22 protein-coding genes and 1 riboswitch are annotated in these 24,352 nt (G+C 73.3%); of the genes, 15 read left to right on the top strand and 7 right to left on the bottom strand.

Annotated elements, in window-relative coordinates; translation table 11 throughout:
* Nucleotides 1–73: 73 nt before the first annotated feature.
* Nucleotides 74–2,818: a pyruvate dehydrogenase (acetyl-transferring), homodimeric type gene (gene aceE / locus BAW75_RS07355; protein WP_043329212.1), complete on the top strand. Its 2,745-nt coding sequence runs from the start codon at nt 74–76 to the stop codon at nt 2,816–2,818.
* 135 nt (nt 2,819–2,953) lie between these two features.
* Here aceE and BAW75_RS07350 read toward each other — a convergent pair whose 3' ends face one another.
* Nucleotides 2,954–3,400, bottom strand: coding sequence for an SRPBCC family protein (locus tag BAW75_RS07350; protein ID WP_030503643.1), 447 nt, complete (start codon nt 3,398–3,400; stop codon nt 2,954–2,956).
* A gap of 201 nt (nt 3,401–3,601) precedes the next feature.
* Between BAW75_RS07350 and BAW75_RS07345 the strand changes: the two genes are divergently transcribed.
* From BAW75_RS07345 to gltX, 3 genes are all read left to right on the top strand, one after another.
* A complete protein-coding gene (locus tag BAW75_RS07345; RefSeq protein ID WP_043329210.1) occupies nt 3,602–4,915 on the top strand; it encodes a GH1 family beta-glucosidase in 1,314 nt (437 codons plus the stop codon).
* The gene (locus tag BAW75_RS07340; protein WP_104113039.1) at nt 4,912–6,189 is read left to right on the top strand and encodes an MFS transporter; all 1,278 of its coding nucleotides are present in this window, start codon (nt 4,912–4,914) and stop codon (nt 6,187–6,189) included. Before BAW75_RS07345 ends, BAW75_RS07340 begins: the two co-directional genes overlap by 4 nt.
* 74 nt (nt 6,190–6,263) lie before the next feature.
* Complete coding sequence (gene gltX, locus BAW75_RS07335) at nt 6,264–7,673, top strand: glutamate--tRNA ligase (protein ID WP_082931128.1); 1,410 nt, start codon at nt 6,264–6,266, stop codon at nt 7,671–7,673.
* Nucleotides 7,674–7,849: 176 nt separating this feature from the next.
* On the opposite strand, the gene BAW75_RS07330 is transcribed toward gltX, so the two are convergent.
* Nucleotides 7,850–8,440, bottom strand: a complete 591-nt coding sequence (locus BAW75_RS07330) for a copper resistance CopC family protein (RefSeq protein ID WP_104113038.1) — start codon at nt 8,438–8,440, stop codon at nt 7,850–7,852.
* A gap of 191 nt (nt 8,441–8,631) precedes the next feature.
* On the opposite strand from BAW75_RS07330, the gene BAW75_RS07325 reads away from it, so the two are divergent.
* Complete coding sequence (locus BAW75_RS07325) at nt 8,632–9,300, top strand: hypothetical protein (protein WP_104113037.1); 669 nt, start codon at nt 8,632–8,634, stop codon at nt 9,298–9,300.
* 44 nt (nt 9,301–9,344) lie between these two features.
* On the opposite strand, the gene BAW75_RS07320 is transcribed toward BAW75_RS07325, so the two are convergent.
* Nucleotides 9,345–9,674, bottom strand: coding sequence for a hypothetical protein (locus BAW75_RS07320; protein ID WP_104113036.1), 330 nt, complete (start codon nt 9,672–9,674; stop codon nt 9,345–9,347).
* A gap of 100 nt (nt 9,675–9,774) precedes the next feature.
* Here BAW75_RS07320 and BAW75_RS07315 point away from each other — a divergent pair, with 100 nt between their 5' ends.
* The 5 genes from BAW75_RS07315 to fabF all read left to right on the top strand — a co-directional run bounded on the left by BAW75_RS07315 (nt 9,775) and on the right by fabF (nt 14,814).
* Complete coding sequence (locus BAW75_RS07315) at nt 9,775–11,049, top strand: PucR family transcriptional regulator (protein ID WP_274479170.1); 1,275 nt, start codon at nt 9,775–9,777, stop codon at nt 11,047–11,049.
* Between the two features lie 98 nt (nt 11,050–11,147).
* On the top strand, nt 11,148–12,317 hold the full coding sequence (locus tag BAW75_RS07310) for an acyltransferase domain-containing protein (protein WP_104113035.1): 1,170 nt from the start codon (nt 11,148–11,150) through the stop codon (nt 12,315–12,317).
* Complete coding sequence (locus BAW75_RS07305) at nt 12,318–13,262, top strand: beta-ketoacyl-ACP synthase III (protein WP_043329189.1); 945 nt, start codon at nt 12,318–12,320, stop codon at nt 13,260–13,262.
* 83 nt (nt 13,263–13,345) lie between these two features.
* Nucleotides 13,346–13,585: an acyl carrier protein gene (locus BAW75_RS07300; RefSeq protein ID WP_007072348.1), complete on the top strand. Its 240-nt coding sequence runs from the start codon at nt 13,346–13,348 to the stop codon at nt 13,583–13,585.
* Nucleotides 13,586–13,587: 2 nt separating this feature from the next.
* Complete coding sequence (gene fabF / locus BAW75_RS07295; protein ID WP_030503633.1) at nt 13,588–14,814, top strand: beta-ketoacyl-ACP synthase II; 1,227 nt, start codon at nt 13,588–13,590, stop codon at nt 14,812–14,814.
* A gap of 58 nt (nt 14,815–14,872) precedes the next feature.
* Here the strand turns inward: fabF and BAW75_RS07290 are convergent, their stop codons facing one another.
* Genes BAW75_RS07290 through BAW75_RS07280 form a run of 3 tightly spaced genes read right to left on the bottom strand, consistent with a single transcriptional unit; the run spans nt 14,873 to nt 17,398 of the window.
* On the bottom strand, nt 14,873–15,091 hold the full coding sequence (locus tag BAW75_RS07290; protein WP_104113058.1) for a hypothetical protein: 219 nt from the start codon (nt 15,089–15,091) through the stop codon (nt 14,873–14,875).
* A 57-nt stretch (nt 15,092–15,148) separates the two neighbouring features.
* On the bottom strand, nt 15,149–16,873 hold the full coding sequence (locus tag BAW75_RS07285) for a glycoside hydrolase family 3 protein (protein WP_069088913.1): 1,725 nt from the start codon (nt 16,871–16,873) through the stop codon (nt 15,149–15,151).
* A 33-nt stretch (nt 16,874–16,906) separates the two neighbouring features.
* Nucleotides 16,907–17,398: a DUF3145 domain-containing protein gene (locus BAW75_RS07280; protein ID WP_013287841.1), complete on the bottom strand. Its 492-nt coding sequence runs from the start codon at nt 17,396–17,398 to the stop codon at nt 16,907–16,909.
* A gap of 331 nt (nt 17,399–17,729) precedes the next feature.
* Between BAW75_RS07280 and BAW75_RS07275 the strand changes: the two genes are divergently transcribed.
* From BAW75_RS07275 to BAW75_RS07255, 5 genes are all read left to right on the top strand, one after another.
* Entirely contained in the window at nt 17,730–18,059 is a 330-nt protein-coding gene (locus tag BAW75_RS07275) for a hypothetical protein (RefSeq protein WP_104113034.1), read from the top strand.
* A gap of 219 nt (nt 18,060–18,278) precedes the next feature.
* On the top strand, nt 18,279–19,184 hold the full coding sequence (locus BAW75_RS07270) for an alpha/beta fold hydrolase (RefSeq protein WP_420914988.1): 906 nt from the start codon (nt 18,279–18,281) through the stop codon (nt 19,182–19,184).
* A gap of 124 nt (nt 19,185–19,308) precedes the next feature.
* Nucleotides 19,309–21,426 carry a HelD family protein gene (locus BAW75_RS07265; protein ID WP_064448226.1) on the top strand — a complete coding sequence of 706 codons (2,118 nt, stop codon included), beginning with the start codon at nt 19,309–19,311 and terminating at the stop codon, nt 21,424–21,426.
* A 94-nt stretch (nt 21,427–21,520) separates the two neighbouring features.
* The gene (locus BAW75_RS07260) at nt 21,521–22,435 is read left to right on the top strand and encodes a cation diffusion facilitator family transporter (RefSeq protein WP_104113032.1); all 915 of its coding nucleotides are present in this window, start codon (nt 21,521–21,523) and stop codon (nt 22,433–22,435) included.
* Between the two features lie 143 nt (nt 22,436–22,578).
* A riboswitch (cyclic di-AMP (ydaO/yuaA leader) is annotated at nt 22,579–22,710 on the top strand.
* A 4-nt stretch (nt 22,711–22,714) separates the two neighbouring features.
* Nucleotides 22,715–23,791 carry a coiled-coil domain-containing protein gene (locus BAW75_RS07255; protein WP_104113031.1) on the top strand — a complete coding sequence of 359 codons (1,077 nt, stop codon included), beginning with the start codon at nt 22,715–22,717 and terminating at the stop codon, nt 23,789–23,791.
* Here the strand turns inward: BAW75_RS07255 and BAW75_RS07250 are convergent.
* Nucleotides 23,788–24,324, bottom strand: coding sequence for an SRPBCC family protein (locus BAW75_RS07250; protein ID WP_231915621.1), 537 nt, complete (start codon nt 24,322–24,324; stop codon nt 23,788–23,790). The genes BAW75_RS07255 and BAW75_RS07250 overlap by 4 nt on opposite strands.
* Between the last annotated feature and the right edge of the window lie 28 nt (nt 24,325–24,352).

Below are 24,352 nucleotides of genomic sequence, written 5' to 3'. Positions count from 1 at the left end.
AGGTGACGGCACGCGCCACCAGGGGGCAGGATGGCGCTAGAGACCTATCCCACACGAAACCGAGGGAACGCCTGTGGCTACGGAACGCAAGCGCCCGGTGATCACCGCTGGTCTGCCGAGCCAGCTTCCGGACATCGACCCTGAAGAGACCAGCGAATGGGTCGAGTCGCTCGACGGTGTCATCGACGAGCGCGGGACAAAGCGAGCCCGGTACGTCATGCTGCGCCTGCTGGAGCGGGCCCGCGAGCGGCAGGTCGGGGTGCCGTCCCTGACCACCACCGACTACATCAACACGATCCCGCCGGAGCGCGAACCGTGGTTCCCGGGTGACGAGCACGTCGAGCGGCGGCTGCGGGCGTACATCAGGTGGAACGCCGCGATGCTGGTGCACCGGGCGCAGCGCCCGGAGATCGGCGTCGGTGGCCACATCTCCACGTTCGCCAGCTCCGCGTCGCTCTACGAGGTGGGCTTCAACCACTTCTTCCGGGGCAAGAACCACCCGGGCGGCGGCGACCAGATCTTCTACCAGGGCCACGCCTCCCCCGGCATGTACGCGCGGGCGTTCCTGGAGGGCCGGCTCAGCGAGAACCAGCTCGACGGGTTCCGGCAGGAGCTGTCGCACCCCGGTGGCGGGCTGCCGTCGTACCCGCACCCGCGGCTGATGCCGGACTTCTGGGAGTTCCCGACCGTCTCCATGGGTCTCGGGCCGCTGAACGCCATCTACCAGGCGCGGTTCAACCGCTACCTGCAGCACCGGGGCATCAAGGACACCTCCCAGCAGCACGTCTGGGCGTTCCTCGGCGACGGCGAGATGGACGAGGTCGAGTCGCTCGGCGCGATCGGCGTGGCCGCCCGCGAGGAGCTGGACAACCTCACCTTCGTGATCAACTGCAACCTGCAGCGCCTGGACGGACCGGTCCGCGGCAACGGCAAGATCATGCAGGAGCTGGAGGCGTTCTTCCGGGGCGCCGGCTGGAACGTCATCAAGGTCGTCTGGGGCCGGGAGTGGGACCCGCTGCTCGCCGCGGACACCGACGGCGCGCTGGTCAACCTGATGAACACCACGCCCGACGGCGACTACCAGACCTACAAGGCGGAGTCCGGGGCGTACGTGCGGGAGCACTTCTTCGGCCGCGACCCGCGGACCCGCAAGATGGTCGAGCACCTGTCCGACGACGAGATCTGGAACCTCAAGCGGGGTGGCCACGACTACCGCAAGCTCTACGCGGCCTACAAGGCGGCGATGGAGCACACCGGCCAGCCGACGGTGATCCTCGCCAAGACGATCAAGGGCTGGACGCTCGGCTCGCACTTCGAGGGCCGCAACGCCACGCACCAGATGAAGAAGCTGACGCTGGAGGACCTGAAGCTCTTCCGCGACCGCCTCTACCTGGACATCCCGGACAAGCAGCTGGAGGAGAACCCGTACCTCCCGCCGTACTACACGCCGGGCGAGAAGTCGGACGAGATCACCTACCTGAAGGACCGGCGTCAGCAGCTCGGCGGCTACCTGCCCACGCGCAGCACCGCCCGCAAGACGCTGGCCATCCCGGGCAGCGAGCGGTTCTCCGACGTCAAGCGCGGGTCGGGCAAGCAGAAGGTCGCCACCACGATGGCGTTCGTCCGCCTGCTCAAGGACATCATGAAGGACAAGGAGTTCGGCAAGCGCTGGGTGCCGATCATCCCGGACGAGGCCCGTACGTTCGGTATGGACTCGCTGTTCCCGACGCAGAAGATCTACTCGCCGCACGGTCAGCGCTACACCGCGGTCGACCGGGACCTGTTCCTGTCCTACAAGGAGTCGACCACCGGCCAGATCCTGCACGAGGGGATCAACGAGGCCGGTTCGGTGGCCTCGTTCACCGCTGCCGGCACGGCGTACGCGACGCACGGCGAGCCGATGATCCCGCTGTACATCTTCTACTCGATGTTCGGCTTCCAGCGCACCGGCGACGGGTTCTGGGCGGCGGCGGACCAGATGGCGCGGGGCTTCGTGCTCGGCGCGACCGCCGGCCGGACCACGCTCAACGGTGAGGGCCTGCAGCACGAGGACGGCCACTCGCTGCTGCTCGCCGCCACCAACCCGGCGGTGGTCTCCTACGACGCGGCGTTCGCCTTCGAGCTGGCGCACATCGTGGAGAACGGCCTGCACCGGATGTACGGCGAGGCGCAGGAGAACATCTTCTACTACCTCACCGTCTACAACGAGCCGATCTTCCAGCCGGCCGAGCCGGAGGGCGTGGACGTCGAGGGCATCGTCAAGGGCATCCACCGCTACTCCCCCGCGCCGCAGGTCGGCGACGACGCGCCGAAGGCGAACATCCTCGCGTCCGGCACCGGCATGCAGTGGGCGCTCAAGGCCCAGCAGCTGCTCGCCGAGGACTGGGGCGTGGCCGCCGACGTGTGGTCGGTGACGTCCTGGACCGAGCTGCGCCGCGACGCGGTCCAGTGCGAGGAGCACAACCTGCTCAACCCGGGCGAGGAGCCGCGGGTGCCGTACATCGCGCGGAAGCTGGCCGACGCCGACGGGCCGAAGGTCGCGGTCAGCGACTGGATGCGCGCGGTACCGGACCTGATCGCCCGCTGGGTACCCGGCGACTACACCTCGCTCGGCACCGACGGGTTCGGCATGTCGGACACCCGGCACGCGCTGCGCCGCCACTTCCACGTGGACGCCGAGTCGGTGGCGGTGGCCACGCTGCGCCAGCTCGCGCTGCGCGGTGTGGTGCCGGCGCACGTGCCGGCGGACGCGGCCCGCAAGTACGCGCTGGACGACGTCAACGCCGCCCCGGTCGGCGAGACCGGCGGCGACAGCTGAAAGGAAGGGCCCCTTCTTAACGCCTCCGGTAGAGGAGGGGCCCCTTCTTCACACCTCGGGTAGAACGACGGCCCGGCGTCCCTGGCGGGAACGCCGGGCCGTCACCATCGCGGGCGACGCCGGGACTGGGCTCGGTCAGCCGACGGCGGCCAGGTCGGTCAGCCGGGCCAGCGAGTCCTCCAGGTCGGCGCCGACCCGGCGCAGGCCGAGCCGGAGCAGGGCCGCCTTGACGGGTCCGGCGGGCCACCGCACGACGATCAGCCGTACGACGGTGCCGCCGGCCTCCTCGTCCGGGGTCAGCTGGACGTAGATCTCGGTGCGCGCCTCGGCTCGGGCGCCGGCACCCTTCGCGCGTTCGCGCCAGCCGATCAGGGTCGGTTCCTGGAAGGCGATCACCTCGGCCTCGTGCGCGGCGCCGCGTCCGGCCTGGACCAGCTGCCGCCGCCCGAATCCCTCCCCGGACAGGACCTCGGCCGCGCGGACTCCCGCCAGCCAGGCCGGCAGCTGCTCGGCGCGCTGCACCACGTCCCAGACCACATCCACCGGCGCCGCCACGTGCGCGCTTCGTTCCACGAGGATCATGAGTATCTTTCCCCCACTTAAATCACATCCGCGATATTTGGCACTCTATGTGTAAATCGGACTTAAGCGGACGGGTTCGGAAAAGACACGCCGAACTCCCTTGCGCCACCCAGTCATCTCGGCCTATGGCGCGGCGGTCCGCCGAGCCCTAGAGTCGCGAGCACGCTTCATGTCTTGGAGGGTGCCTTGACGACCGCGCCGATGCCCGAGTTCCCCGCCGGCTTCCGCTGGGGGGTCTCCACCTCCGCGTACCAGATCGAGGGCGCGACCACTGCCGACGGTCGCGGTCCGTCCATCTGGGACACGTTCGCGCACGAGCCGGGCCGGGTCGCCGACGCCAGCACCGGCGACCGGGCCTGCGACCACTTCCACAGGTACGCCGAAGACACCGCGCTGCTGGCCGGGCTGGGGGTGTCCGCGTACCGGTTCTCGCTCGCCTGGCCCCGGATCCAGCCGGACGGCACGGGCCCGGCCAACGCCGCCGGGCTGGACTTCTACGACCGGCTGGTGGACGGCCTGCTCGCCGCCGGGGTGGACCCGGTCGCCACGCTGTTCCACTGGGACCTGCCGCAGCCGCTGGAGGACGCCGGCGGCTGGCTGAACCGGGACACCGCCGCGCGCTTCGCCGAGTACGCCGACCTGGCCGCCGCCCGGCTCGGCGACCGGGTGAAGCTCTGGATCACGCTCAACGAGCCGTTCATCCACATGAGCATGGGCTACGGCATGGGCGTGCACGCCCCCGGCCGGATGCTGCTGTTCGACGCCTTCCCGGTGGCCCACCACCAGCTTCTCGGGCACGGTCTCGCGGTCTCCGCGCTGCGCGCCCGCACCACGTCCCCGGTGGCGATCGCCAACAACTACTCCCCGGTGCGGGTCGCCGGCGACACCGACGCGGACCGGGCCGCCGCCGCGGCGTACGACGCGCTGCACAACCTCCTGTTCACCGATCCGCTGCTCGGGCGCGGCTACCCGGACGCTCCCGGCCTCGACCCGGCGGTGATCCGTGACGGCGACCTGGACGTGCTGGCCGCGCCGATCGACGTGCTCGGGGTCAACTACTACAACCCGACCGCCATCCGGGCGCCCGAGGCGGGCTCTCCGCTGCCGTTCGACATCGTGCCGCTGGAGGGCTACCCGCGTACCGCGTTCGACTGGCCGGTGGCCCCGGACGGCCTGCGCGACCTGCTGCTCCAACTGCACCGGCGGTACGGCGACGCGCTGCCGCCGATCCAGATCACCGAGAGCGGCTGCGCGTACGACGACGCGCCGGACGCCGACGGCCGGGTGCACGACCCGGAGCGGATCGCGTACCTGGACGGGCACATCCGCGCGGTGCGCGGGGCGATGGCCGAGGGCGTGCCGGTGACCGGGTACTTCGTCTGGTCGCTGCTGGACAACTGGGAGTGGGCCGAGGGCTTCACCAAGCGGTTCGGCCTGGTGCACGTCGACTTCGACACGCAGCGGCGGACGCCGAAGTCGTCGTACGCCTGGTTCCGGGACCTGGTCCGGCGGTGACCACAGTGAACCCGACGCCGGCCTCGCTGCCGGCGGCGCTCGCCGAACCGACGGTGCCGGTACGGCGGAGCTGGATCGCGCTGATCTTCGCGGCCAACCTGGGCGTCTGGATGGCGTTCTTCACCCCGATCCAGGTGCTGTTGCCGCAGCAGGTGGAACGGATCGCGCCGGCCGACAAGGAGGCGATGCTGGCGGTGGTCACCGGCATCGGCGCGCTCGCCGCGGTGCTGGCGAACCCGCTCGCCGGCGCGCTGTCCGACCGCACCTCGCTGCGGCTGGCCAACCGCCACTTCGGCCGCCGGCACGTCTGGACCGCGTTCGGCGCGGTGATCGGCGCGCTCGCCCTGGTGCTGCTGGCCCGGCAGAACACGATCGCCGGGGTGGCGGTGGCCTGGGTGGCCGCGCAGGTCTGCTTCAACGCGATGCTGGCCAGCCTCACCGCGGCGATCCCCGATCGGGTGCCGGTGGCGCAGCGTGGCGGCGTGTCCGGCTGGGTGGGCATCCCGCAGGCGCTGGGCCTGGTGCTGGGCGCGGTGCTGGTGACGGCCGTGGTGACCGGCAACGCCGCCGGGTACGCCGCGATCGCGCTCGCCGTGCTGCTGCTGTCGCTGCCGTCCGCGCTGCTGACCCAGGACGACCACCTGCCCCGGGAGCACCGCTCGCCGCTGCGGCTGCGCTCGCTGTTCTCCTCGATGTGGATCAGCCCGCGCCGCCACCCCGACTTCGCCTGGGCCTGGTTCACCCGGTTCCTGGTGCAGACCGGCAACGCGCTGGGCACGCTCTACCTGCTCTACTTCCTCACCGACGGGGTACGGGTGGCCGACCCCGAGGGCTCGCTGCTGATCCTGATCCTGCTCTACACGGTCGGCATGATGCTGACCGCCGTGACCGCCGGGCGCATGTCCGACCGCTCCGGCCGGCGCAAGGTCTTCGTGATCGCCTCCGGGCTGATCATGGCGGTGGCGGCGACGCTACTGGCGGTGGCACCCACCTGGCCGATGGCGATCGTCGCGGCGCTGCTGCTCGGCGCCGGGTACGGCGTCTACCTGTCGGTGGACGCCGCGCTGATCACGCAGGTGCTGCCCGCCGCCACCGACCGGGCCAAGGACCTCGGCGTGATCAACATTGCCAACTCGGCGCCGCAGGTGCTCGGTCCGGCGCTGTCCGCACCGATCGTCGTGCACCTCGGCGGCTACCCCACGCTGTACGCGGTGACCGCGGCGGTCACGCTGCTCGGCAGCGCCCTGGTCGTGAAGATCCGCTCCGTGCCGTGACGCCCGCCGGCTGCCGCGCTTGTTAAGAAGGGGCCCTTCCTTTCTCGGTGGCGGCCCGCCGTAGGCTGGGGGACGTGACGGTACGTGTACGCTTCGCCCCCTCCCCGACCGGTATGTTCCACGTCGGCGGCGCCCGCTCGGCGCTGCAGAACTGGATCTTCGCCAAGCAGCAGGGCGGGGTGTTCGTGCTGCGCATCGAGGACACCGACGCGGCCCGCAACAAGCCCGAGTGGACCGAGGGCATCCTGTCCGCGCTGGAGTGGATCGGCATCGCGCGGGGCAGCTACGAGGGTCCGTACTTCCAGTCCTCGTACGCCGGCGAGCACCGGGCCGCCGCGCAGCGGCTGTACGAGGGCGGCCGGGCCTACTACTGCGACTGCACCCGCGAGGACGTGCAGGCGCGTACCGGGCCGCAGCAGCGCGGCTACGACGGCTTCTGCCGCGACCGCGGCCTGGGGCCGGGCGAGGGCCGGGCGCTGCGCTTCCGTACGCCGGACGAGGGCGAGACCGTGGTGGTCGACCTGGTGCGCGGCGAGCCGACGTTCGAGAACAAGCTGATCGAGGACTTCGTCATCGCCCGCGGCGACGGCTCCCCGGTGTTCCTGCTGGCCAACGTGGTCGACGACATGTCGATGGGGATCACCCACGTGATCCGGGCCGAGGAGCACCTGCCGAACACCCCGAAGCAGCAGCTGCTGTGGGACGCGCTCGGGGTCAAGCCGCCGATCTGGGCGCACGTGCCGGTGGTGGTGAACGAGAAGCGGCAGAAGCTGTCCAAGCGGCGGGACAAGGTCGCGCTGGAGGCGTACCGGGACGAGGGCTACCTCGCCGACGCGATGCGCAACTACCTGATGCTGCTGGGCTGGGCACCGTCGGGCGACCGGGAGATCGTGCCCTGGTCGGTGATCGAGGAGGAGTTCCGGCTGGACGAGGTCAACCCGTCCCCCGCGTTCTTCGACGAGAAGAAGCTGCGCGCGTTCAACGGCGACTACATCCGGGCGCTGCCGGTGGAGGACTTCGTCGCCGCCTGCCAGCCGTGGCTCACCGGCACCGACACCATCGCCCCGCCGCCGTGGCAGCCCGAGGAGTTCGACCCGGCCGCGTTCGCGGCGGTGGCTCCGCTGGCGCAGACCCGGATCGCGGTGCTCAGCGAGATCGTGCCGAACGTCGACTTCCTCTTCCTGGCCGACCCGCTGATCGACGAGGCGGCGTGGGCGAAGGCGATGAAGGAGGGCGCGGCCGACCTGCTGGACGCGGCGATCGTCGCGTTCGAGGCGCTGGAGTCCTGGGACGCCGAGTCGCTGAAGGCCACGCTGGAGGCGGTCGGCGCGGAGCGCGGGCTGAAGCTGGGCAAGGCGCAGGCGCCGGTACGGGTCGCGGTCACCGGCCGCACCGTCGGGCTGCCGCTGTTCGAGTCGCTGGAGGTGCTCGGCCGCGACCGTACGCTGACCCGGCTGCGCGCCGCCCGCGTACGCCTGGTCTGAGCGGCAGGCCCGCCGACGGCCCGGGCGTGTCGTGGCCGGGAGAAGGTAACCCTGTCGAGCGATATGCCTCTGAGTCATGATTATGACTCAGAGGCATATGCGTTTTCGGCGATCGTTGCGCCGGCCGCGTCACGCGGAGTGTTCCCCGCGAGCCGGCTCCCGCTGACCGGCCGGCGTCAGCGGCGGGCGGCCCGGCGGCGCAGCAGCAGCCCGCCGCCCAGAGCGGCCAGCACCACCACCGCGCCGGCCGCCCACAGCCAGCCCGTACCCCCGTCGTCGTCCGCCTCGGCGGCGGCCGGGGTCGGGCTCGGCGCCGCGCTGGTAGGCGCGGCGGGCGCGGCACTCGTGGGCGGCGCGCTCGCCGACGGCGCCTCGGCGGGGGTGCCGGTGGTCAGGGTGAACCGGATCTCCCCCTTGATCGGATGGCCGTCGTCGGAGGCCAGCCGGTAGGTGACGATGTAGAGCCCGGCCGCGCCCGGCCGGAACGGCACGGTCACCCGCTTGCCGGAGAAGGTCGGCGCGCCGCCGGCAGCGGCCACGTTGTCCGGCCCGGTGACGGTGACCTCGGTCGTGGCTTCCTTCGGCGTGGCCAGGAACCGCAGCTCGATCCGCTCCGGCGCGGCGGCCAGCCGGGCCCCGTCGCGCGGATCGCTGCCGGTCAGCGAGTTGTGCGCGGCGGCCGGCGCGGCCGGCAGCGGCGCGAACGCCGCCACCACCCCGAGCACCACCACCCAGGTACGCGCCGTACGGGCGACCCTGCCCCCCATGGTTCCCTCCGTCCGGGTAAGATCCGGCCGATGATCATCGACCGCTCGTTGGTCGGTCTCAGCTCGCAAATAGTTCCAAATACTCTTCCACCTGCTGCAACCGAGCGCCGTTCTGCGGAGTCTTTGTGGTGGACACCGGTCCAGTGTGACTGCAGCGGAAGCCAGCCATCGAACGGGGCGAGGAGGCGGCGATGATCCGGAAGGTGAGACGGCTGCTGATCGCCGTGACCGGGACGATGGCGGCCCTCGCGTGCACACTGGCTCTGACCGGCGCGACGGCGGCCCACGCCGCCCCGAAACCGACGCCCGCGCCCGCCCCGACCGGCGTCGACATCACCGGCGACAAGCTCGACGAGCCGCTGCGGCTGCGCACCGACAGCCGGTCGGCCGACGTCCACCTGGTGATCGACCAGATCAAGTGGCTGGGCGCGACCGGCCAGCCGGGCGGCCCGGCCGCCGCGGACCTCGGTCCGAAGTACACGGTGGTGGTGCACGTCGCCGCCGGTCCGCAGCGCACCTACGACCTCTTTCCCCTGGCCAAGGGCGGCCCGCGGGTCTACCGGCCGGCGAAGCAGCCGGACCGGAGCAACCTCCGCGCGGGCTGGTTCCTCGGGCGGCTCAACATGCCGGAGACGCTGCGCTCGGTAGGCGTGCCGTTGCCGGCGCAGTTCGACACGCTCGCCGGTGGCATCGGCGGCGGCGAGCGGGTACTGCCGGAGGAGGCGCTCGACCCGGTGGGCGAACTCGACACCGCCCTCGGCGAACTCCAGCGGCTGCTGCTGCTCAACGTGGGCGTCGTGCTGGTCATCACCGCCGGGCTCGCCGGCATCGCGCTGCTGGTGCGCCGCCGCACCCGCTGAGCCCGGCCCGACACCGCGTCGGCGTCAACCCGCCCGGCTCCGCGTCAGCACCAGCGACGCGGCGGGCGCTCCCGGCGGACCGTACGGTTGCGCGGGCGTACCGCGCCGTGGCGGTGGGCGCCCGCCCAGCCCGCCAGGTCGCTGCGACAACCCTGCTCCGGCGACGCCTCGTCCGCGAGATGCGCCGGCTCGGCGGCCCGCTGACGGGGCACCGCCGGCTCGTCCTCGGCGCGCTCCGCGGCCCGGCCGACGGCCTGCTCGCCCCGGTGGTGCAGGCACGGCCGACGCGGGTGCGTGGCCGTGACCGGCTGGTCGTGGCCACGCCGGCACGGCTCGCCCTGGGCGCAACCGTGCTCGGCCTCCCCCTGCGCCATCCCGGCCTCCTCACCGTCGCCCTCGCGCGCCCGCCGGAACAGCCCGGGCGCGCCCTGACACCGTACTGGCCCACCCGGACAAGATCGCCAGCGCGTACCGGTGGAGATCGTCACGCCACGGCGAAGCCGCCACCTCGGAGTGGAACCGCTGCTCAGCGCATGTCAGGCTGGTGCGGTGAGCGAACCGGGCGGCACGGAGACGTCGGCGACGCTGCGCCGTATCGAACGGGCGGCGGGCGGCCTGGCCACCGCCAGCGTGGCCCGGATGGACGAGACACTGCCCTGGTTCCGCGACCTGCCCGCCGACCAGCGCTCCTGGGTCATGCTCGTGGCCCAGGCCGGCGTGCGGTCACTGGTGCAGTGGCTGCGCCAGGGTGGCGGCGCCACCGACCGCACCCAGGAGGTGTCGGACGAGGTCTTCGCCGCCGCGCCGCAGGCGCTGGCCCGCTCGATCAGCCTCCAGCAGACCGTGGCGCTGATCAAGGTGACCATCGACGTGGTCGAGGAGCAGGTGTCGGAGCTGGCCGTGCCGGGCGAGGAGCAGTCGCTGCGGGAGGCGGTGCTGCGCTTCTCCCGGGAGATCGCGTTCGCCGCCGCGCGGGTCTACGCCCGGGCCGCCGAGAGCCGCGGCTCCTGGGACGCCCGGTTGCAGGCGCTCCTGGTCGACGCGTTGCTGCGCGGCGACTCCCCGGACGTGCTGGCCAGCCGGGCCGCCGCGCTCGGCTGGACGGACGCCCCACCGGTCGCGGTGGCGGTCGGCCGTTCCCCCGGCGGCGAGGTGGCCGCCGTGCTGCACACCGTCTACCGGCAGGCCCGGCGGATCGGCGTCGAGGTGATCGGCGGCGTGCACGGCGACCGGCTGGTCATCGTGCTGGGCGGGGCGGCCGACCCGGTGGCGGCCACGGAGAAGCTGCGTACCGCCTTCGGTGAGGGGCCGGTGGTGGTCGGCCCGGCGGTGCCCAGCCTGGACGAGGCCACCGAGTCGGCGCGGGCCGCGCTGGCCGGCTTCCGGGCCGCGCCGGCCTGGCCGACCGCGCCGTGCCCGGTCGCCGCGGACGAGTTGCTGCCGGAACGGGCGCTGGCCGGCGACACCGAGGCCCGCCGCCGGTTGCGCCACGACGTGTACGCGGCACTGGCCCGCTCCGGCGGCGAGCTGCTGGAGACGCTGGACGCGTTCTTCGCCGCCGGTGGCACGCTGGAGAGCGCCGCCCGGGCGCTCTTCGTGCACCCGAACACCGTGCGCTACCGCCTGAAGCGGATCGCCGAGGTGACCGCCTTCTCGCCGCTGGCCCCGCGCGACGCCTTCGCGCTGCAGGTGGCGCTGACTGTGGGTAGGCTCGACCCGGTGGTACCGGGGGTCTCCGACCGGCGATGACCGCCCACCGATTTTTGTAGGTTTCCTCCAAAGGTTCTAGTGCGGTTTCGTGCCGTGCGTTACAGCGCGACCCGCGAGTATCCGTCAGAGTCGTACACGTGCTCGCCGTACTCTCCCCGGGACAGGGTTCGCAGAAGCCCGGCTTCCTCGCTCCGTGGCTCGACCTCGACGGTGTCGAGGCGCGCCTGCGCTGGTGGTCGGCCCTGGCCGGGGTGGACCTGATCCATTTGGGCACCCGGGCGGACGCGGACGAGATCAAGGACACCGCCCGTACCCAGCCGCTGCTGGTCGCCGCCGCGCTGCTCGCCGCCGAGCACCTGCCGATGCACGACGTCGCGCTGGTCGCCGGGCACAGCGTGGGTGAGCTGGGCACCGCCGCCCTGGCCGGGGTACTGCCGGCCGAGGCCGCCGTGACGCTCGCCGGCGTACGCGGACACGAGATGGCCGCGGCCTGCGCGCTGGAACCGACCGGGATGGCCGCGGTGCTCGGCGGTGACCCGGACGAGGTGCTCGCCGCGCTCCAGTCCCACGGGCTGCACCCGGCCAACCGCAACGGCGCCGGTCAGATCGTGGCCGCCGGCGCGATCGACGGGCTGGACAAGCTCGCCGCCGAACCGCCGGCCCGCACCCGGATCATCCGGCTCCAGGTGGCCGGCGCGTTCCACACGCCGTACATGGCGCCGGCCGAGGCCGCGCTGGCCGCCGTCGCCGCCGGTGTCACCGCCTCCGCCCCGGCCCGGATCCTGCTGTCCAACCTCGACGGCGCGCCGGTCGGGCACGGCCCGGAGACGCTGCAGCGGCTGGTCCGGCAGGTCACCGCCCCGGTCCGCTGGGACCTGTGCATGCGTACGCTGGCCGACCTCGGGGTCACCGGCGTGATCGAGCTGCCGCCCGCCGGCACCCTCGCCGGACTGGTCAAGCGGGAACTCAAGGGCGAGGGCGCGCCCGAGATCGTCACCCTGAACACCCCCGCCGACCTGCCCGCCGCGCGGCGGCTGGTCGCCCGGCACGCCGGTCCCGCCGCCCGCCCGTACACGCCGTGGTTCCGGGTGGTCGTCTCCCCCGCCGCCGGCCGCCTCGCCCGGGCGGCCGAGGCGACGGTGGGCGCCGGGGTACGCGCCGGCCAGGTCCTCGGCCACGTCACCGGAGCGCAGGGGCCGGTCGAGGTGACCGCACACGACAACGGGCTGCTCACCGAGTGGCTCGCGCACCACGACGACCCGGTCGCCCCGGGCCAGCCCCTCGTCCGCATCGGAGGAACGCACTAAATGGCCGGCAGCCGGATCGTCGCGATGGGGCACTACCAGCCCTCCCGCGTCGTCACGAACGACGAGATCGCGCAGATGGTGGACACCAGCGACGAATGGATCCGGGACCGGGTCGGCATCGCCACCCGGCGGATCGCGGGCGACGAGACGGTCGCCGACATGGCCACCGCCGCCGCCGGCAAGGCGCTCGCCAACTCCGGCCTCACCGCCGCCGACATCGACATGGTCGTGGTGGCCACCTGCTCGTCGGTGGACCGCAGTCCCAACGTGGCCTGCCGGGTCGCGGCGAAGCTCGGCGTCACCGCGCCGGCCGCGTACGACCTCAACACCGCCTGCTCCGGCTTCGCGTACGGGCTGGGTACCGTGGACCACGCGATCCGGGCCGGCGCGGCGCGCAACGCGATCGTCGTCGGCGCCGAGAAGCTCTCCGACTTCACCGACTGGACCGACCGCTCGACCTGCATCATCTTCGCCGACGGCGCCGGGGCGGCCGTGGTGACCGCGACCGCCGACGACGAGCCGGCCGGGATCGGGCCGGTGGTCTGGGGCTCCGCGCCGGAGAAGAGCGACGCGGTACGCATCGAGGGCTGGCAGCCGTACATCGCGCAGGAGGGGCAGTCGGTGTTCCGCTGGGCCACCACCGCACTGGCCCCGCTCGCGCTGCAGGCCTGCGAGCGGGCCGGCGTGGCCCCGTCGGAGCTGGCCGCGTTCGTGCCGCACCAGGCCAACGGCCGGATCATCGACGGCATCGCGAAGCGGCTGAACATTCCGGACGCGATCATCGCCAAGGACATCGTCGAGTCCGGCAACACGTCGGCGGCGAGCATCCCGCTGGCCCTGTCGAAGCTGGTCGAGCGGCGCGAGGTGCCCTCGGGCGCCCCGGTCCTGCTGTTCGGCTTCGGCGGCGGCCTGACCTACGCCGGTCAGGTCGTGCGCTGCCCCTGAGACCCCCTCGGGCGCGAACGCGCCGAGGCGCGTGACCGGCGACGCCGGTCACCGGTAACCCCCGATGAGAGGAACCAACCGTAATGACCCGTGACGAGATCACCGCCGGCCTCGCCGAGATCCTCGAAGAGGTTGCCGGGGTGAACCCGGACGACGTGGCCGAGGGGAAGTCCTTCACCGACGACCTCGACGTCGACTCGCTCTCCATGGTGGAGGTCGTGGTGGCGGCCGAGGAGAAGTTCGGCGTCAAGATCCCGGACAACGAGGTGCAGAACCTCAAGACGGTCGGTGACGCGGTCAGCTACATCGAGGCGCAGTCCTGATCATGAGTCGTCCCGACGTCGTCGTCACCGGGCTCGGCGCGACGACCCCGCTCGGCGGGGACGTCGCGTCGACCTGGGACGCCATGCTCGCCGGCCGCTCCGGGGTGAGTGCGCTCACCCAGGAGTGGGCGGCGGACCTGCCCGTCCGGATCGCCGCCCAGCTGGCGGTGGACCCGTCCGAGGTGCTGGACCGGGTGAAGCTGCGCCGGCTGGACCGCTCGGAGGCCATCGCCATCATCGCCGCCCGGCAGGCGTGGGCCGACGCCGGGCTGGCCGAGGCCGGGCCGGACCCGGAGCGCCTGGCGGTCAGCGTCGGCTCGGGCATCGGCGGCGCCACCACCCTGCTCGCCCAGGACGACATCCTGGAGAAGTCGGGCCCGCGGCGGGTCTCCCCGCACACCATCCCGATGCTGATGCCGAACGGTCCGGCCGCCTGGGTCGGGCTGGAGCTGGGCGCCAAGGCCGGCGTGCACACCGTGGCCAGCGCCTGCGCGACCGGCGCGGAGGCGATCGCGCTGGGTCTGGACATCATCCGCGCCGGCCGGGCCGACGTGGTGGTGGCCGGCGGCACCGAGGCGGTCATCCACCCGCTGCCGATCGCCGGCTTCAGCTCGATGCGGGCCATGTCGACCCGCAACGACGAGCCGGAGCGGGCCTCCCGGCCGTGGGACTCCGGTCGCGACGGCTTCGTCCTCGGTGAGGGCGCGGGCGTGGTGATCCTGGAGCGCGCCGACCACGCCGCCGCCCGGGGCGCCCGGGTGTACGCGCGCCTGGCCGGCGCGGGGATCACCTCGGACGCGTACGACATCGTGCAGCCGCACGCCGAGGGCGAGGGCGCGATCCGGGCCATCGCCCGGGCGGTCGCCGACGCGGACGTGGCCCGTACCGACATCGTGCACGTCAACGCGCACGCCACCTCGACCCCGGTCGGGGACATGCTGGAGATCGGCGCGCTGCGCCAGGCGGTCGGCGACCACCCGGTGCTCACCGCCACCAAGTCGATGACCGGGCACCTGCTCGGCGCGGCAGGCGCGCTGGAGTCGATCGCCACCATCCTGGCCATCCGGGACGGCGTGATCCCGCCGACGATCAACCTGGACGACCCGGACGAGGGCCTCACCCTGGACGTCGCCGCGCACAAGGCGCGGCACATGGAGATCCCGGCGGCGCTGAACAACGCGTTCGGCTTCGGCGGGCACAACGTGGCGCTGGTCTTCACCCGCCCCTGACGTAAGGAAGGGCCCCTTCTTAACAGTCGGCTGTTAAGAAGGGGCCCTTCCTTACACCTCAGCGGTTGCGGGGGTGTAGGCGGGCGGTGCGCTCGTTGCCCCGCCGGTAGTTGCCGGTCCACCGGGCCATGGCCAGCTGCGGATCGTCGTCGACCTCGGCCAGGAACTGCGCCGCCCGGCCGCCGCGAAGCGTGCTCGCGACCCGGCCGTGATGCGTGATCACCACCGTGCCGTCGGCGCGCTCGACGTACCGGAATCCCTGTGCTGCCTCTCCCATGGCGCCACCCTGCCAGCCGGCCGCCCCGGGCCGCACCCGAGTTACCGGCGGCGGCGGTCAGGTGCGGCAGGTGGTGGCGGGCAGGCCGGAGACCGGCACCGGGGAGCGGCCGCCCGGGCGGGCCTTGCCGGCGAGCACCGCGGCGAGGCCGTTCATCGAGGCCCGGGTGGACGAGTAGGTCGCCATCAGCGTCGGGGACTTCGCCCCGGACAGCACGTACGGCGTGTCCATCGCCACCGTCACGGCTGCGTCGGCGCGCAGGTCCTTCGCGCCGTCGCCGTACCCGACCAGGTGCACCACCGTGCCGCCGGAGGGCACCACCTTGACGCCGGCCGCGGTGAGCGCCTCGGTCAGCAGCTTGCGGGTGCGCTCCCGGCCACCGGAGGAGGTCACGCTGACCGGTCCGGTCACCGCGCCGCCGCACTTGCCGCGCAGCACAGTCACCGCGGCGGTGGCCAGGTCGTCGGCGGCCTTGCGGTGGTCGGCGCCGTCGAGCGTGGACAGCGCGGGCGTGTCCCGCCCGGCCAGCCGGAACTTCATGGTGAGCACCCGGGTGACCGCCTCGACCAGGCGGGCGCGGGGCAGCGAGCCGTCCTTGAGCGCGGCGCGCAGCCCGTCGTACGCCTGGGTGACGTTCGGCGTCATCAGGATGAGGTCGTTGCCGGCGTTGAGCGCGCGCACGGCCGCCTCACCGGGTGACCACTTCTTGGCCGGGGCCATGTTCATCCCGTCGGTGATCACCACGCCCTGGAAGCCGAGCTGGCCGCGCAGCACGTCGGTGAGCAGCTTGCGGGAGAACGTGGCGGGGGTGCCCGGGTCGACCGCCTTCACGTCCAGGTGGGCCGACATCACCGCCATGGCCCCGGCGCCGATCCCGGCCCGGAACGGCGGGAACGCGATCCGGTCCAGATCGGCGCGGGACTGCTTGATCACGGGCAGCTCGGTGTGCGAGTCCTCGGCGCTCAGGCCGTGCCCGGGGAAGTGCTTGACCGCCGCGCCGACGCCCTCGGCCTGCAGGCCGCGTACCGCGCCGGCCACCTGGGGGGACGCGGTCGCCGGGTCCGCGCCGAAGGACCGGGAGCCGATCACCGTGCTGCGGGTGACGAGCACGTCGGCGACCGGGGCGAAGTCGAGGTTGATGCCCATCGCGGCCAGCTCGGCCCCGGCGGCCCGCCAGGCGGCCTCGGTCAGCGCCGGGTTCCCGGCGGCGCCGGCCGCGAGCGGGCTGGGCAGCAGCGTCACGCCGTCGGTGATCCGGGTGACCACGCCGTACTCCTGGTCGGTGCCGATCAGGAACGGCGCGGCGCCGGCGGGCAGCTTGCCGGCGGCGGCGCGCAGCCCGTCGGTGAGCGCCCGGACCTGCTTCGGGTTGTCGACGTTCGTGGTGGCCTGGTTGCCGGAGGTGGGGTCGTCGGCGCTGAAGCCGACCAGGATGACGCCGCCGAGCCGGTACTTCGCCACCATCTCGGCGGGGGTGTCGACGCCGGCCAGCGCGCGGTTGCCGGCCGCCGAGCCGGCCGAGACCTCGGTGGCCGAGCTGCCGTAGGCGTACGGCATCAGCACCTGCCCGACCAGGTCCTCGTCGCTCAGCGTGCCGACCAGCGCGGCGGCGCGGGCGGCCGGGTCAGCGGCCGGGGACTCGCTCGGCGCGGGCGCGGCCGACGACGGCGCCGGACTCGTCGGGGTGGGACGGGGCCGGTCCGGCCCGTCCGAGCACCCGGAGACGAGCAGCGCGGTCAGTGCGGCGAGCGCGACGGCGGAGCGCCGCGGGGAAATCGACACGCGGCCCACCGTATCGGGGCAACTCGGCCGCCGTCACCCGACCCGGGTGAGCAGCGTCACCGGGGCGCCGTCGCCGGCGTAACGGTAGGGCTCCAGTTCGGCGTCCCAGGCGGTGCCCAGCGCCTTGTCCAGCGCGTGGGCGAGCGCCTCCGGGCTGCGCGCGGCGGCCATCAGGCTGCGCAGCCGGTCCTCGCCGAGCTGGATGTCACCGGCCGCGCCGACGGCGGCCCGGAACAGGCCCCGGCCCGGTACGTACATGAAACGCTCGCCGTCGACGCCGGGACTGGGTTCCTCGGTGACCTCGAAACGGATCATGGGCCACTGCCGGAGGGCAGCGGCCAGCTCCGCGCCGGTCCCCGGGCTGCCGGTCCAGCCGCACTCGGCGCGACGAGCGCCCGGATCGGCGGGCTGCGCCGTCCAGTGCAGGTTGACCGGCGCGGCGAGGACGCGCGCGATCGCCCACTCGACGTGCGAGCACACGGCGAGCGGGGTCGAGTGGACGTATACGACGCCACGCGTTGGCACGGTGACCTCCCGGTGAGCCGAGGTGCGTCTTCCCCTACGACCTCGTCCTACCGAGTGGTACCTGGACACACATGATGACCCGTGTGGCTGGTGGTGCGCCAGCGAATCGGAAAATTCGCCGGTCCCAGCCGGCGGGAAATACCCGGGAGGTGGAGCCGGTTGTGCCCTCTGACGCCGCGACGACCAGCCAGGTGTCGCGGTCGTGTACAGTTCTCTGGGCGGTTCTGTGTGCCGCCGTACATCTTCGCGGGCAGGCGCTCAACCCGGGCGTCACTCGCACAGCCCCCGGACGGCCTTCCGTCCCCACCGTACGTCTGCAAGGAGTACCTCCGTGGCGAGCAACACCTCTAAGACCGCGCGCGCGTCAGTCCGGGCCGGCCAGGCTGGCCAGGGTGGCGCCCTCAGCGTGCTGGGCGAGTTCAAGTACCTGATCCCGCTCAACGGCGGCAAGCACGCCTACGTGCGCAACCTGACCAACGGCAAGACCGTGCACCTGCGCACCGACTCCGAGGCCTTCGTCGAGGAGATCCGGGTGCTGGCCGCCGCCGGCCACGCCACCAAGATCCGGGCTGAGATCAACGGCCTCGCCGCCGCCCACCCGGACCACGGCTGGGAGGCCACCGAGAAGCGCCTGGTCGAGGCCGGCGTCTTCGAGGGCTGAGCGCCCTTCACCCGCACCACCGCGACCGCCCGCCGGGATCACCCGGCGGGCGGTTTCGCGTCTGCTCCTGCGGCAGCAGCGTCACCTCACCGGTGGCGGATCGCCGGCGGACGCGAATCTTCTCCCCGCCCCGGTTGCCGTGGTGTCATGGCGGGTAACGCCGGTGTCACCGCCGGGACATCCGGTGGACGCGAACCGGACGGCTCGGGGGTGGGCGACATGGAACTGCGGCTTCCGGACGGTGTACGCCTGCACGTGACGGTCACCGGGCCGGTCGACGCCGAGGTCACCGTGCTGATGCTGCACGGCTGGACGCTCGACGGCCGCAGCTGGCACCGTCAGGTCGCCGAGCTGCGGGAACGGTTCGGCGACCGGGTCCGCCTGGTCACCTACGACGCGCGCGGCCACGGCCGGTCGAGCTGCCTGGCGCTGCGCGACGCCACGCTCGCCCAGCTCGGCGACGACCTCGCCACCGTGGTCGACGAGATCGCCCCGTCCGGGCCGATCGTGCTGGTCGGGCACTCGATGGGCGGAATGACGGTGATGGAGTACGCCCACCGCCACGCCGACCGGTTCGCGGCGCGTACCGCCGGGCTGGTCTTCGTCTCGACCACCGCCGAGGGGCACACGCACACCGTCTACGGCCTGTCCCCCCGCATCACGAGGTTGATCCGGCTCGCCGAGACCACCGGCGCCGGGGTGCTGGCCCGGTGCGGCGGCTGGCGGCCACCGCACGCCCTGCTGCGCGCGCTGCGCCCGAGCATCCGCTGGATGCTGTTCGGCGACCGCTGCGACCCCGCGGACATCCGGCTGGTCACCTCGGCGGTGGCCCGGGCCACGCTGCGCTCGATCGGCGGGTTCCGCGCCTCGATCGGGGCGCAGCACCGGCTGGAGACGCTCGCCGCGCTGGGCGGGCTGCCGGCCGCCGCGCTGGTCGGGGACCGGGACCGGCTCACCCCGCCGCCGTGCGCCGAGTCGATCTCGGCGGCGCTGCCCACCACGGAGCTGACCGTCTGCCCGGGCGCCGGTCACATGCTGATGATGGAGCGCCCGGACCAGGTGAACGACGCCGTGGCCGGGGTGCTGGACCGGGTGCTGACCGGCCGTCCGGCGGCCCGCCTCTGAGCGTCTCCCGCTCCGGAACGGCACTGACGTACGCCACGCGGACGGCATGCCCCGGCGCTGCGGTTGCCGGGGGCCCGTACCCTCATTCAGCCCGTCGTGCCGTCCGACCACAGGAGCATCCGCGTTGACCGACCAGACCACGCTGGACCGGGAGATCGCCGCCGAGCAGCGCCACCTCGACCGGGTGTACGCCCGGCTGGCCGAACTGCGCCGGTCGGCGGCCGACGCCGAGCGGGAGGGCTACCGGCTGGCCCGGGTCGGCAACTTCGGCGCGCTGGTCGAGCGGGACGCGATGGTCTTCCACGCCGCCCAGCGCCGGCACGTGCTGGACGCCGAGCACGAGGGGCTGGTGTTCGGGCGGCTGGACCTGCGTACCGGGCAGGTGCTGCACGTCGGCCGCCTGGGCGTGCGGGGCGTGGACGCGGAGACGCTGGTGGTGGACTGGCGGGCGCCCGCCGCCGCCGCGTTCTACCAGGCCACGCCCGCCGAGCCGCGCGGCGTGGTGCGCCGGCGCACGATCCAGTCGGCCTCGGAGAAGGTCACCCGGATCGAGGACGACCTGCTGGACCCGGAGGCCGCGCCGCCGGACATGGCGGTGGTCGGTGACGGGGCGCTGCTGGCCACGTTGTCCCGGGCCACCGGCCGGGGCATGCGCGACATCGTCGCCACCATCCAGCGCGAGCAGGACGAGGCGATCCGCTCCCCCGGCAACGGCGTCACGATCGTCTCCGGCGGCCCGGGGACCGGCAAGACGGCGGTGGCGCTGCACCGGGCCGCGTACCTGCTCTACTCCGACCGGGCCCGGTACGCCGGCGGCGGCATCCTGGTGGTCGGCCCGTCCGGCGTGTTCGTCGAGTACATCGCCTCGGTGCTGCCCTCACTGGGCGAGGAGACCGCCACGCTGCACTCGCTCGGCTCGCTCTTCCCCGGCCTGTCCGCGTCGCGGACCGACCCGCCGGACGTGGCGGCGGTGAAGGGCTCGCTGCGGATGCGCCGGGTGCTGGAACGCGCGGTCCGCGACGCGGTGCCGGACTCCCCCGCCGAGCTGCGCCTGCTGTACCGGGGTGAGCTGCTGCGCCTGGAGCGCCCCGCGCTGGACGCGATCCGGGACCGGACGCTGGCCCGGGGCGCGCGCCGCAACGAGGTACGCCGGGCGGCGTTCGACGCGGTGCTCGCCGCGCTCTACGCGCAGGCCCGCACGCTGCGGGTGGGCCGGCTGCCGGAGCAGCCCGCGTTCGAGGACGAGATCATCGAGCGGCCGGAGTTCCGCGAGTTCCTCAAGGCGTGGTGGCCCCGGCTGCACCCCCGGCACGTGCTGGACTGGCTGGCCCGCCCGGACCGGCTGCGCCGCTACGCCGGGGGGATCCTCTCCTCGGCCGAGATCCGGTTGCTCGGGCAGGCGTACCGCACGCTCGCGACCGACGGGCTGACGGTGGCGGACATCGCGCTGCTGGACGAGCTGGACGCGCTGCTGGGCAAGCCGGTGCAGCGGGCCCGGCCCAAGCGCGACCCGTACCAGCTCGCCGGTGGCGTGCGCGAGCTGAGCACGTACGCCGATCGGCAGCGCGCCGCCCGCGCGGCGGCGCGGGAGCGTCCGGCCGACTACCGCGACTACGCGCACGTGGTGGTGGACGAGTCGCAGGACGTCTCGCCGATGCAGTGGCGGATGATCGGCCGGCGCGGGCGGCTGGCGTCCTGGACGGTGGTCGGTGACCCGGCGCAGACCGCCTGGACCGGCGACCCGCAGGAGCTGGACCGGGCCCGGGACCAGGCGCTGGGCCGGCGCAAGCGGCACCGCTACGAGCTGACCACCAACTACCGCAACTCGGCGGAGATCTTCGCGGTGGCGGCGGCGGAGATCCGCCGGCTCTACCCGGATCTGCCGCTGCCCGACGCGGTCCGGTCCACCGGCGTTCCGCCGGTCGAGCGCACGGTGCCCGCCGCCGAGCTGCCGGCGGCCACCGTCGAGGCGGCCGAGGCGCTGCTCGGCCAGGTGGAGGGCACCGTCGGCGTGATCACGCCGGTGCCGCGCCGGGACGAGGTGGCCGGCTGGCTGGGCGCGCTCGGCGCGGGCCGGCTCCAGGTGGTGACCAGCCTCCAGGCCAAGGGCATGGAGTACGACGGCGTGGTGCTGGTGGCGCCGAGCGAGATCCGGGCCGATCCGGGCTCGGGCGTGCGCACGCTCTACGTGGCGCTGTCCCGGGCGACCCAGCGCCTCACCACGCTCGACCCGGTGGGGTGAGGGGCCACGCCCGCGCCACCCACAGTTCACTTGCATACATAGCGATGTGAGCATACATTGGGCCCGGCCGGTACGCGGCAGGGAGGGTGTTGGCGTGGGCGCAGGTCATGACCACAGCAGCGCGGTGGCCAACGCGGCACACCGCCACGCAGGCCGGCTCTGGGCCGCGTTCGCGCTGCTCGCCGTCCTGATGGTGGTCGAGGCGGTGGCCGCCTTCACCACCGGCTCGCTCGCCCTGCTCTCCGACGCCGGGCACATGTTCACCGACGTGCTCGGCATCGGCATGGCCCTCGCGGCGATCACCGCCACCCGGCGCGCCGGCACCGACCCGCAGCGCACGTTCGGCCTCTACCGGCTGGAGGTGCTCGCCGCCCTCGCCAACGCCGTGCTGCTCGGCGCCGTCGCGGTCTACGTCCTGATCGAGGCGGTACGCCGCTTCGGCGAGCCGCCGGAGGTGCTGGCCGGCCCGATGCTCGTGGTGGCGGTGCTCGGCCTGCTCGCCAACATCGTCGCCTTCGCGCTGCTGCGCGCCGGGGCGAAGGAGAGCATCAACCTGCGCGGCGCGTACCTGGAGGTGCTCGGCGACCTGCTCGGCTCGCTCGGCGTGATCGCCGCGGCGCTGGTCATCGCGGTGACCGACTGGTGGTGGGCGGACCCACTGGTCGCCGTCGGGATCGGCCTGTTCATCCTGCCGCGCACCTGGCGGCTCGGCCGGGCCGCGGTGCGCATCCTGGTGCAGGCGGCGCCGGAGCACCTCCAGGTGACCGCCGTGCACGACCGGCTGGCCGCGGTCCCCGGCGTGGCCGAGGTGCACGACCTGCACGTCTGGACGCTCACCTCGGGCATGGAGGTGGCCTCGGCGCACCTGACCACCGACCCGGGCGTGGACCCGGCCGGGGTGCTGGCCGCCGCGCGGACGGCGCTGCACGAGGACTTCTCCATCGATCACGCCACGTTGCAGGTCGAACCCGGAGCGTCAGCCGGAGTGTGCAGAAAGACCGAGTGGTGATTAGGGCAGACTTAAATCACCGTGACTGCTGTACACTTATGCCGGTTTTGCCCCACCATGCGGCACTGCGCAACGGAGCCACGCCCGGGCCGCGCCGGTAGGCTCGGTCGCGGCCGCAGCCACCGGCGTCACCGGCGCAGGTGGGGTGGCCGTCGCCTAATCGCCCGAAGGGGCGAGCCGGGGAACCACGTACGTGGGGTGCATCCGCGTCAGCGGTAGGGATCTTCCGTCCCGAACCCGTCAGCTAACCCGGTCGGCGGTTGACGGAAGGACATGTGAATGCCCCCAGTGGCACCTGTACGACGGACGGCCGCCCGGTTGGCGGCCCTGCTCGTCGCGACGCTGACTGTCGGCGTCGCGACCGTTCCGGCCTCCCCCGCCTCGGCGGCGCCCCGGACCGGCCTGCTCGCCGCCGCGCCCGGCGACGACGAGGGCGGCACGCCCGAGCTGCGCGCCCAACTCGACGCGGCCAGCAAGGGCTGGCTGGAGGCGAAGGCCGCGCTGAACCGGTCGGTGAACCGCCAGAAGCAGCTCAACGACCAGCTCGCGAAGGTCGGCGCCGAGCTGGCCGTACGTGACGCCAAGGTCGGTGAGATCGCCGGGGTGGCGTACCGCGCCGGCCGGCTCGGCACCGCCGCCGCGCTGCTCGACAGCAGCAGCCCGGCGGGCTTCATGGACCGGGCCGCCACGCTGGAACAGGTCGCCGCGCACGAGGACCGCACGGTGCGCGAGCTGATCACCACCCGGGACGAGGCCACCCGCACCCGGGCCGCGCTCGACACCGAGATCCGCGAGCAACGCAAGCAGGTCGAGGTGATGGGCAAGCGCAAGGAGCAGGCCGAGCGCGCGCTCGAAGTGGCCAACGAACGTTCCGCCCGCAACAACAGCAGCGGCGGCAGCAGCGTCCAGGGCACCTCAAACAAGAACGCGAAGCCCGCGCCACGCAACTCGGACGGCTCGTGGCCGTCGGAGTCGTGCAGCGTCAACGACCCGACCCCGGCCAACGGCTGCATCACCCCGCGGACGCTGCACGCGCTGCAGCAGGCCAAGGCGGCCGGTTTCACCAGGTACGTCTCGTGCCACCGGCCCAGCGGCTCGGGCGAGCACCCGAAGGGGCGGGCCTGCGACTTCGCCGCCCAGAAGAACGGCTTCGGCGGCGTGGCCAGCGGCGGTGACCGGACGTACGGCAACAACCTGGCCGCGTACTTCGTGCGCAACGCCGACCCGCTCGCCGTGCTCTACGTGATCTGGTTCAAGCAGATCTGGCTGCCCAGCAGCGGGTGGAAGTCGTACAGCGGCGGCAACGGAGACCCGTCCAGCGACCACACCAACCACGTGCACCTGTCGGTGTACTAGCGCGCTCCCGGGGGGCCGGCCGGATCGGGCCGGCCCTCCAGCGTCGCGCCGAGACGGGCCGCCAGGCTCAGGTGAGCCGCCCGGGCCTGGCGGAACGCGTACCCGAACAGCGGCGCCGGCGCGGTGAGCGTGATCTCCACGTCGATGCGCACGGTGCCGTCGGGCTCGTCGCGCAGCCGGGTGTGGTTGCGCACCGTCGTCGCCGGCTGCTGCCGGGCCACAGTGACCACCTCGTCCTCGCTCGCGACCAGCACGTCCGCCTGGTACGTGACCGGGAAGTGCAGCGGGCCCAGTTGCAGCCGGTCGGTGATCGCGTAGCTGGCCAGCGCGCCCGGCCGGGCCGGCAGCTGCCGGACCCGGACGATCAGCGGATGCAGCTCGCCCTGGCGACTCAGGTCACCCAGCAGTGCCACCGCGTCGGCCCGGCTGCACCGGGCCTGCACGGTGTAGCTGAAGCTGTCGCTGCTCTGCAAGCGGGCCCCCTCGCCGTCGTACGTCGCGACGATCGTCCCGTACCGACGCCGGGCTGGCAACGGGTAGAAGGTCCCCTGGCCGCAGGGG

Source organism: Micromonospora chalcea (genome assembly GCF_002926165.1).
In the GTDB taxonomy this organism is placed as follows: domain Bacteria; phylum Actinomycetota; class Actinomycetes; order Mycobacteriales; family Micromonosporaceae; genus Micromonospora; species Micromonospora chalcea.
This window is presented reverse-complemented; position numbering and strand designations above follow the sequence as displayed.

Excerpts from the sequence above, each read along its gene's own strand:
- BAW75_RS07350 (WP_030503643.1), bottom strand. The coding sequence starts at position 3,400 with ATGATCCTCGTGGAACGAAGCGCGCACGTGGCGGCGCCGGTGGATGTG.
- BAW75_RS07345 (WP_043329210.1), top strand. The coding sequence starts at position 3,602 with ATGCCCGAGTTCCCCGCCGGCTTCCGCTGGGGGGTCTCCACCTCCGCG.
- BAW75_RS07330 (WP_104113038.1), bottom strand. The coding sequence starts at position 8,440 with ATGGGGGGCAGGGTCGCCCGTACGGCGCGTACCTGGGTGGTGGTGCTC.
- BAW75_RS07325 (WP_104113037.1), top strand. The coding sequence starts at position 8,632 with ATGATCCGGAAGGTGAGACGGCTGCTGATCGCCGTGACCGGGACGATG.
- BAW75_RS07320 (WP_104113036.1), bottom strand. The coding sequence starts at position 9,674 with ATGGCGCAGGGGGAGGCCGAGCACGGTTGCGCCCAGGGCGAGCCGTGC.
- BAW75_RS07305 (WP_043329189.1), top strand. The coding sequence starts at position 12,318 with ATGGCCGGCAGCCGGATCGTCGCGATGGGGCACTACCAGCCCTCCCGC.
- BAW75_RS07300 (WP_007072348.1), top strand. The coding sequence starts at position 13,346 with ATGACCCGTGACGAGATCACCGCCGGCCTCGCCGAGATCCTCGAAGAG.
- fabF (WP_030503633.1), top strand. The coding sequence starts at position 13,588 with ATGAGTCGTCCCGACGTCGTCGTCACCGGGCTCGGCGCGACGACCCCG.
- BAW75_RS07290 (WP_104113058.1), bottom strand. The coding sequence starts at position 15,091 with ATGGGAGAGGCAGCACAGGGATTCCGGTACGTCGAGCGCGCCGACGGC.
- BAW75_RS07270 (WP_420914988.1), top strand. The coding sequence starts at position 18,279 with ATGGAACTGCGGCTTCCGGACGGTGTACGCCTGCACGTGACGGTCACC.
- BAW75_RS07255 (WP_104113031.1), top strand. The coding sequence starts at position 22,715 with ATGCCCCCAGTGGCACCTGTACGACGGACGGCCGCCCGGTTGGCGGCC.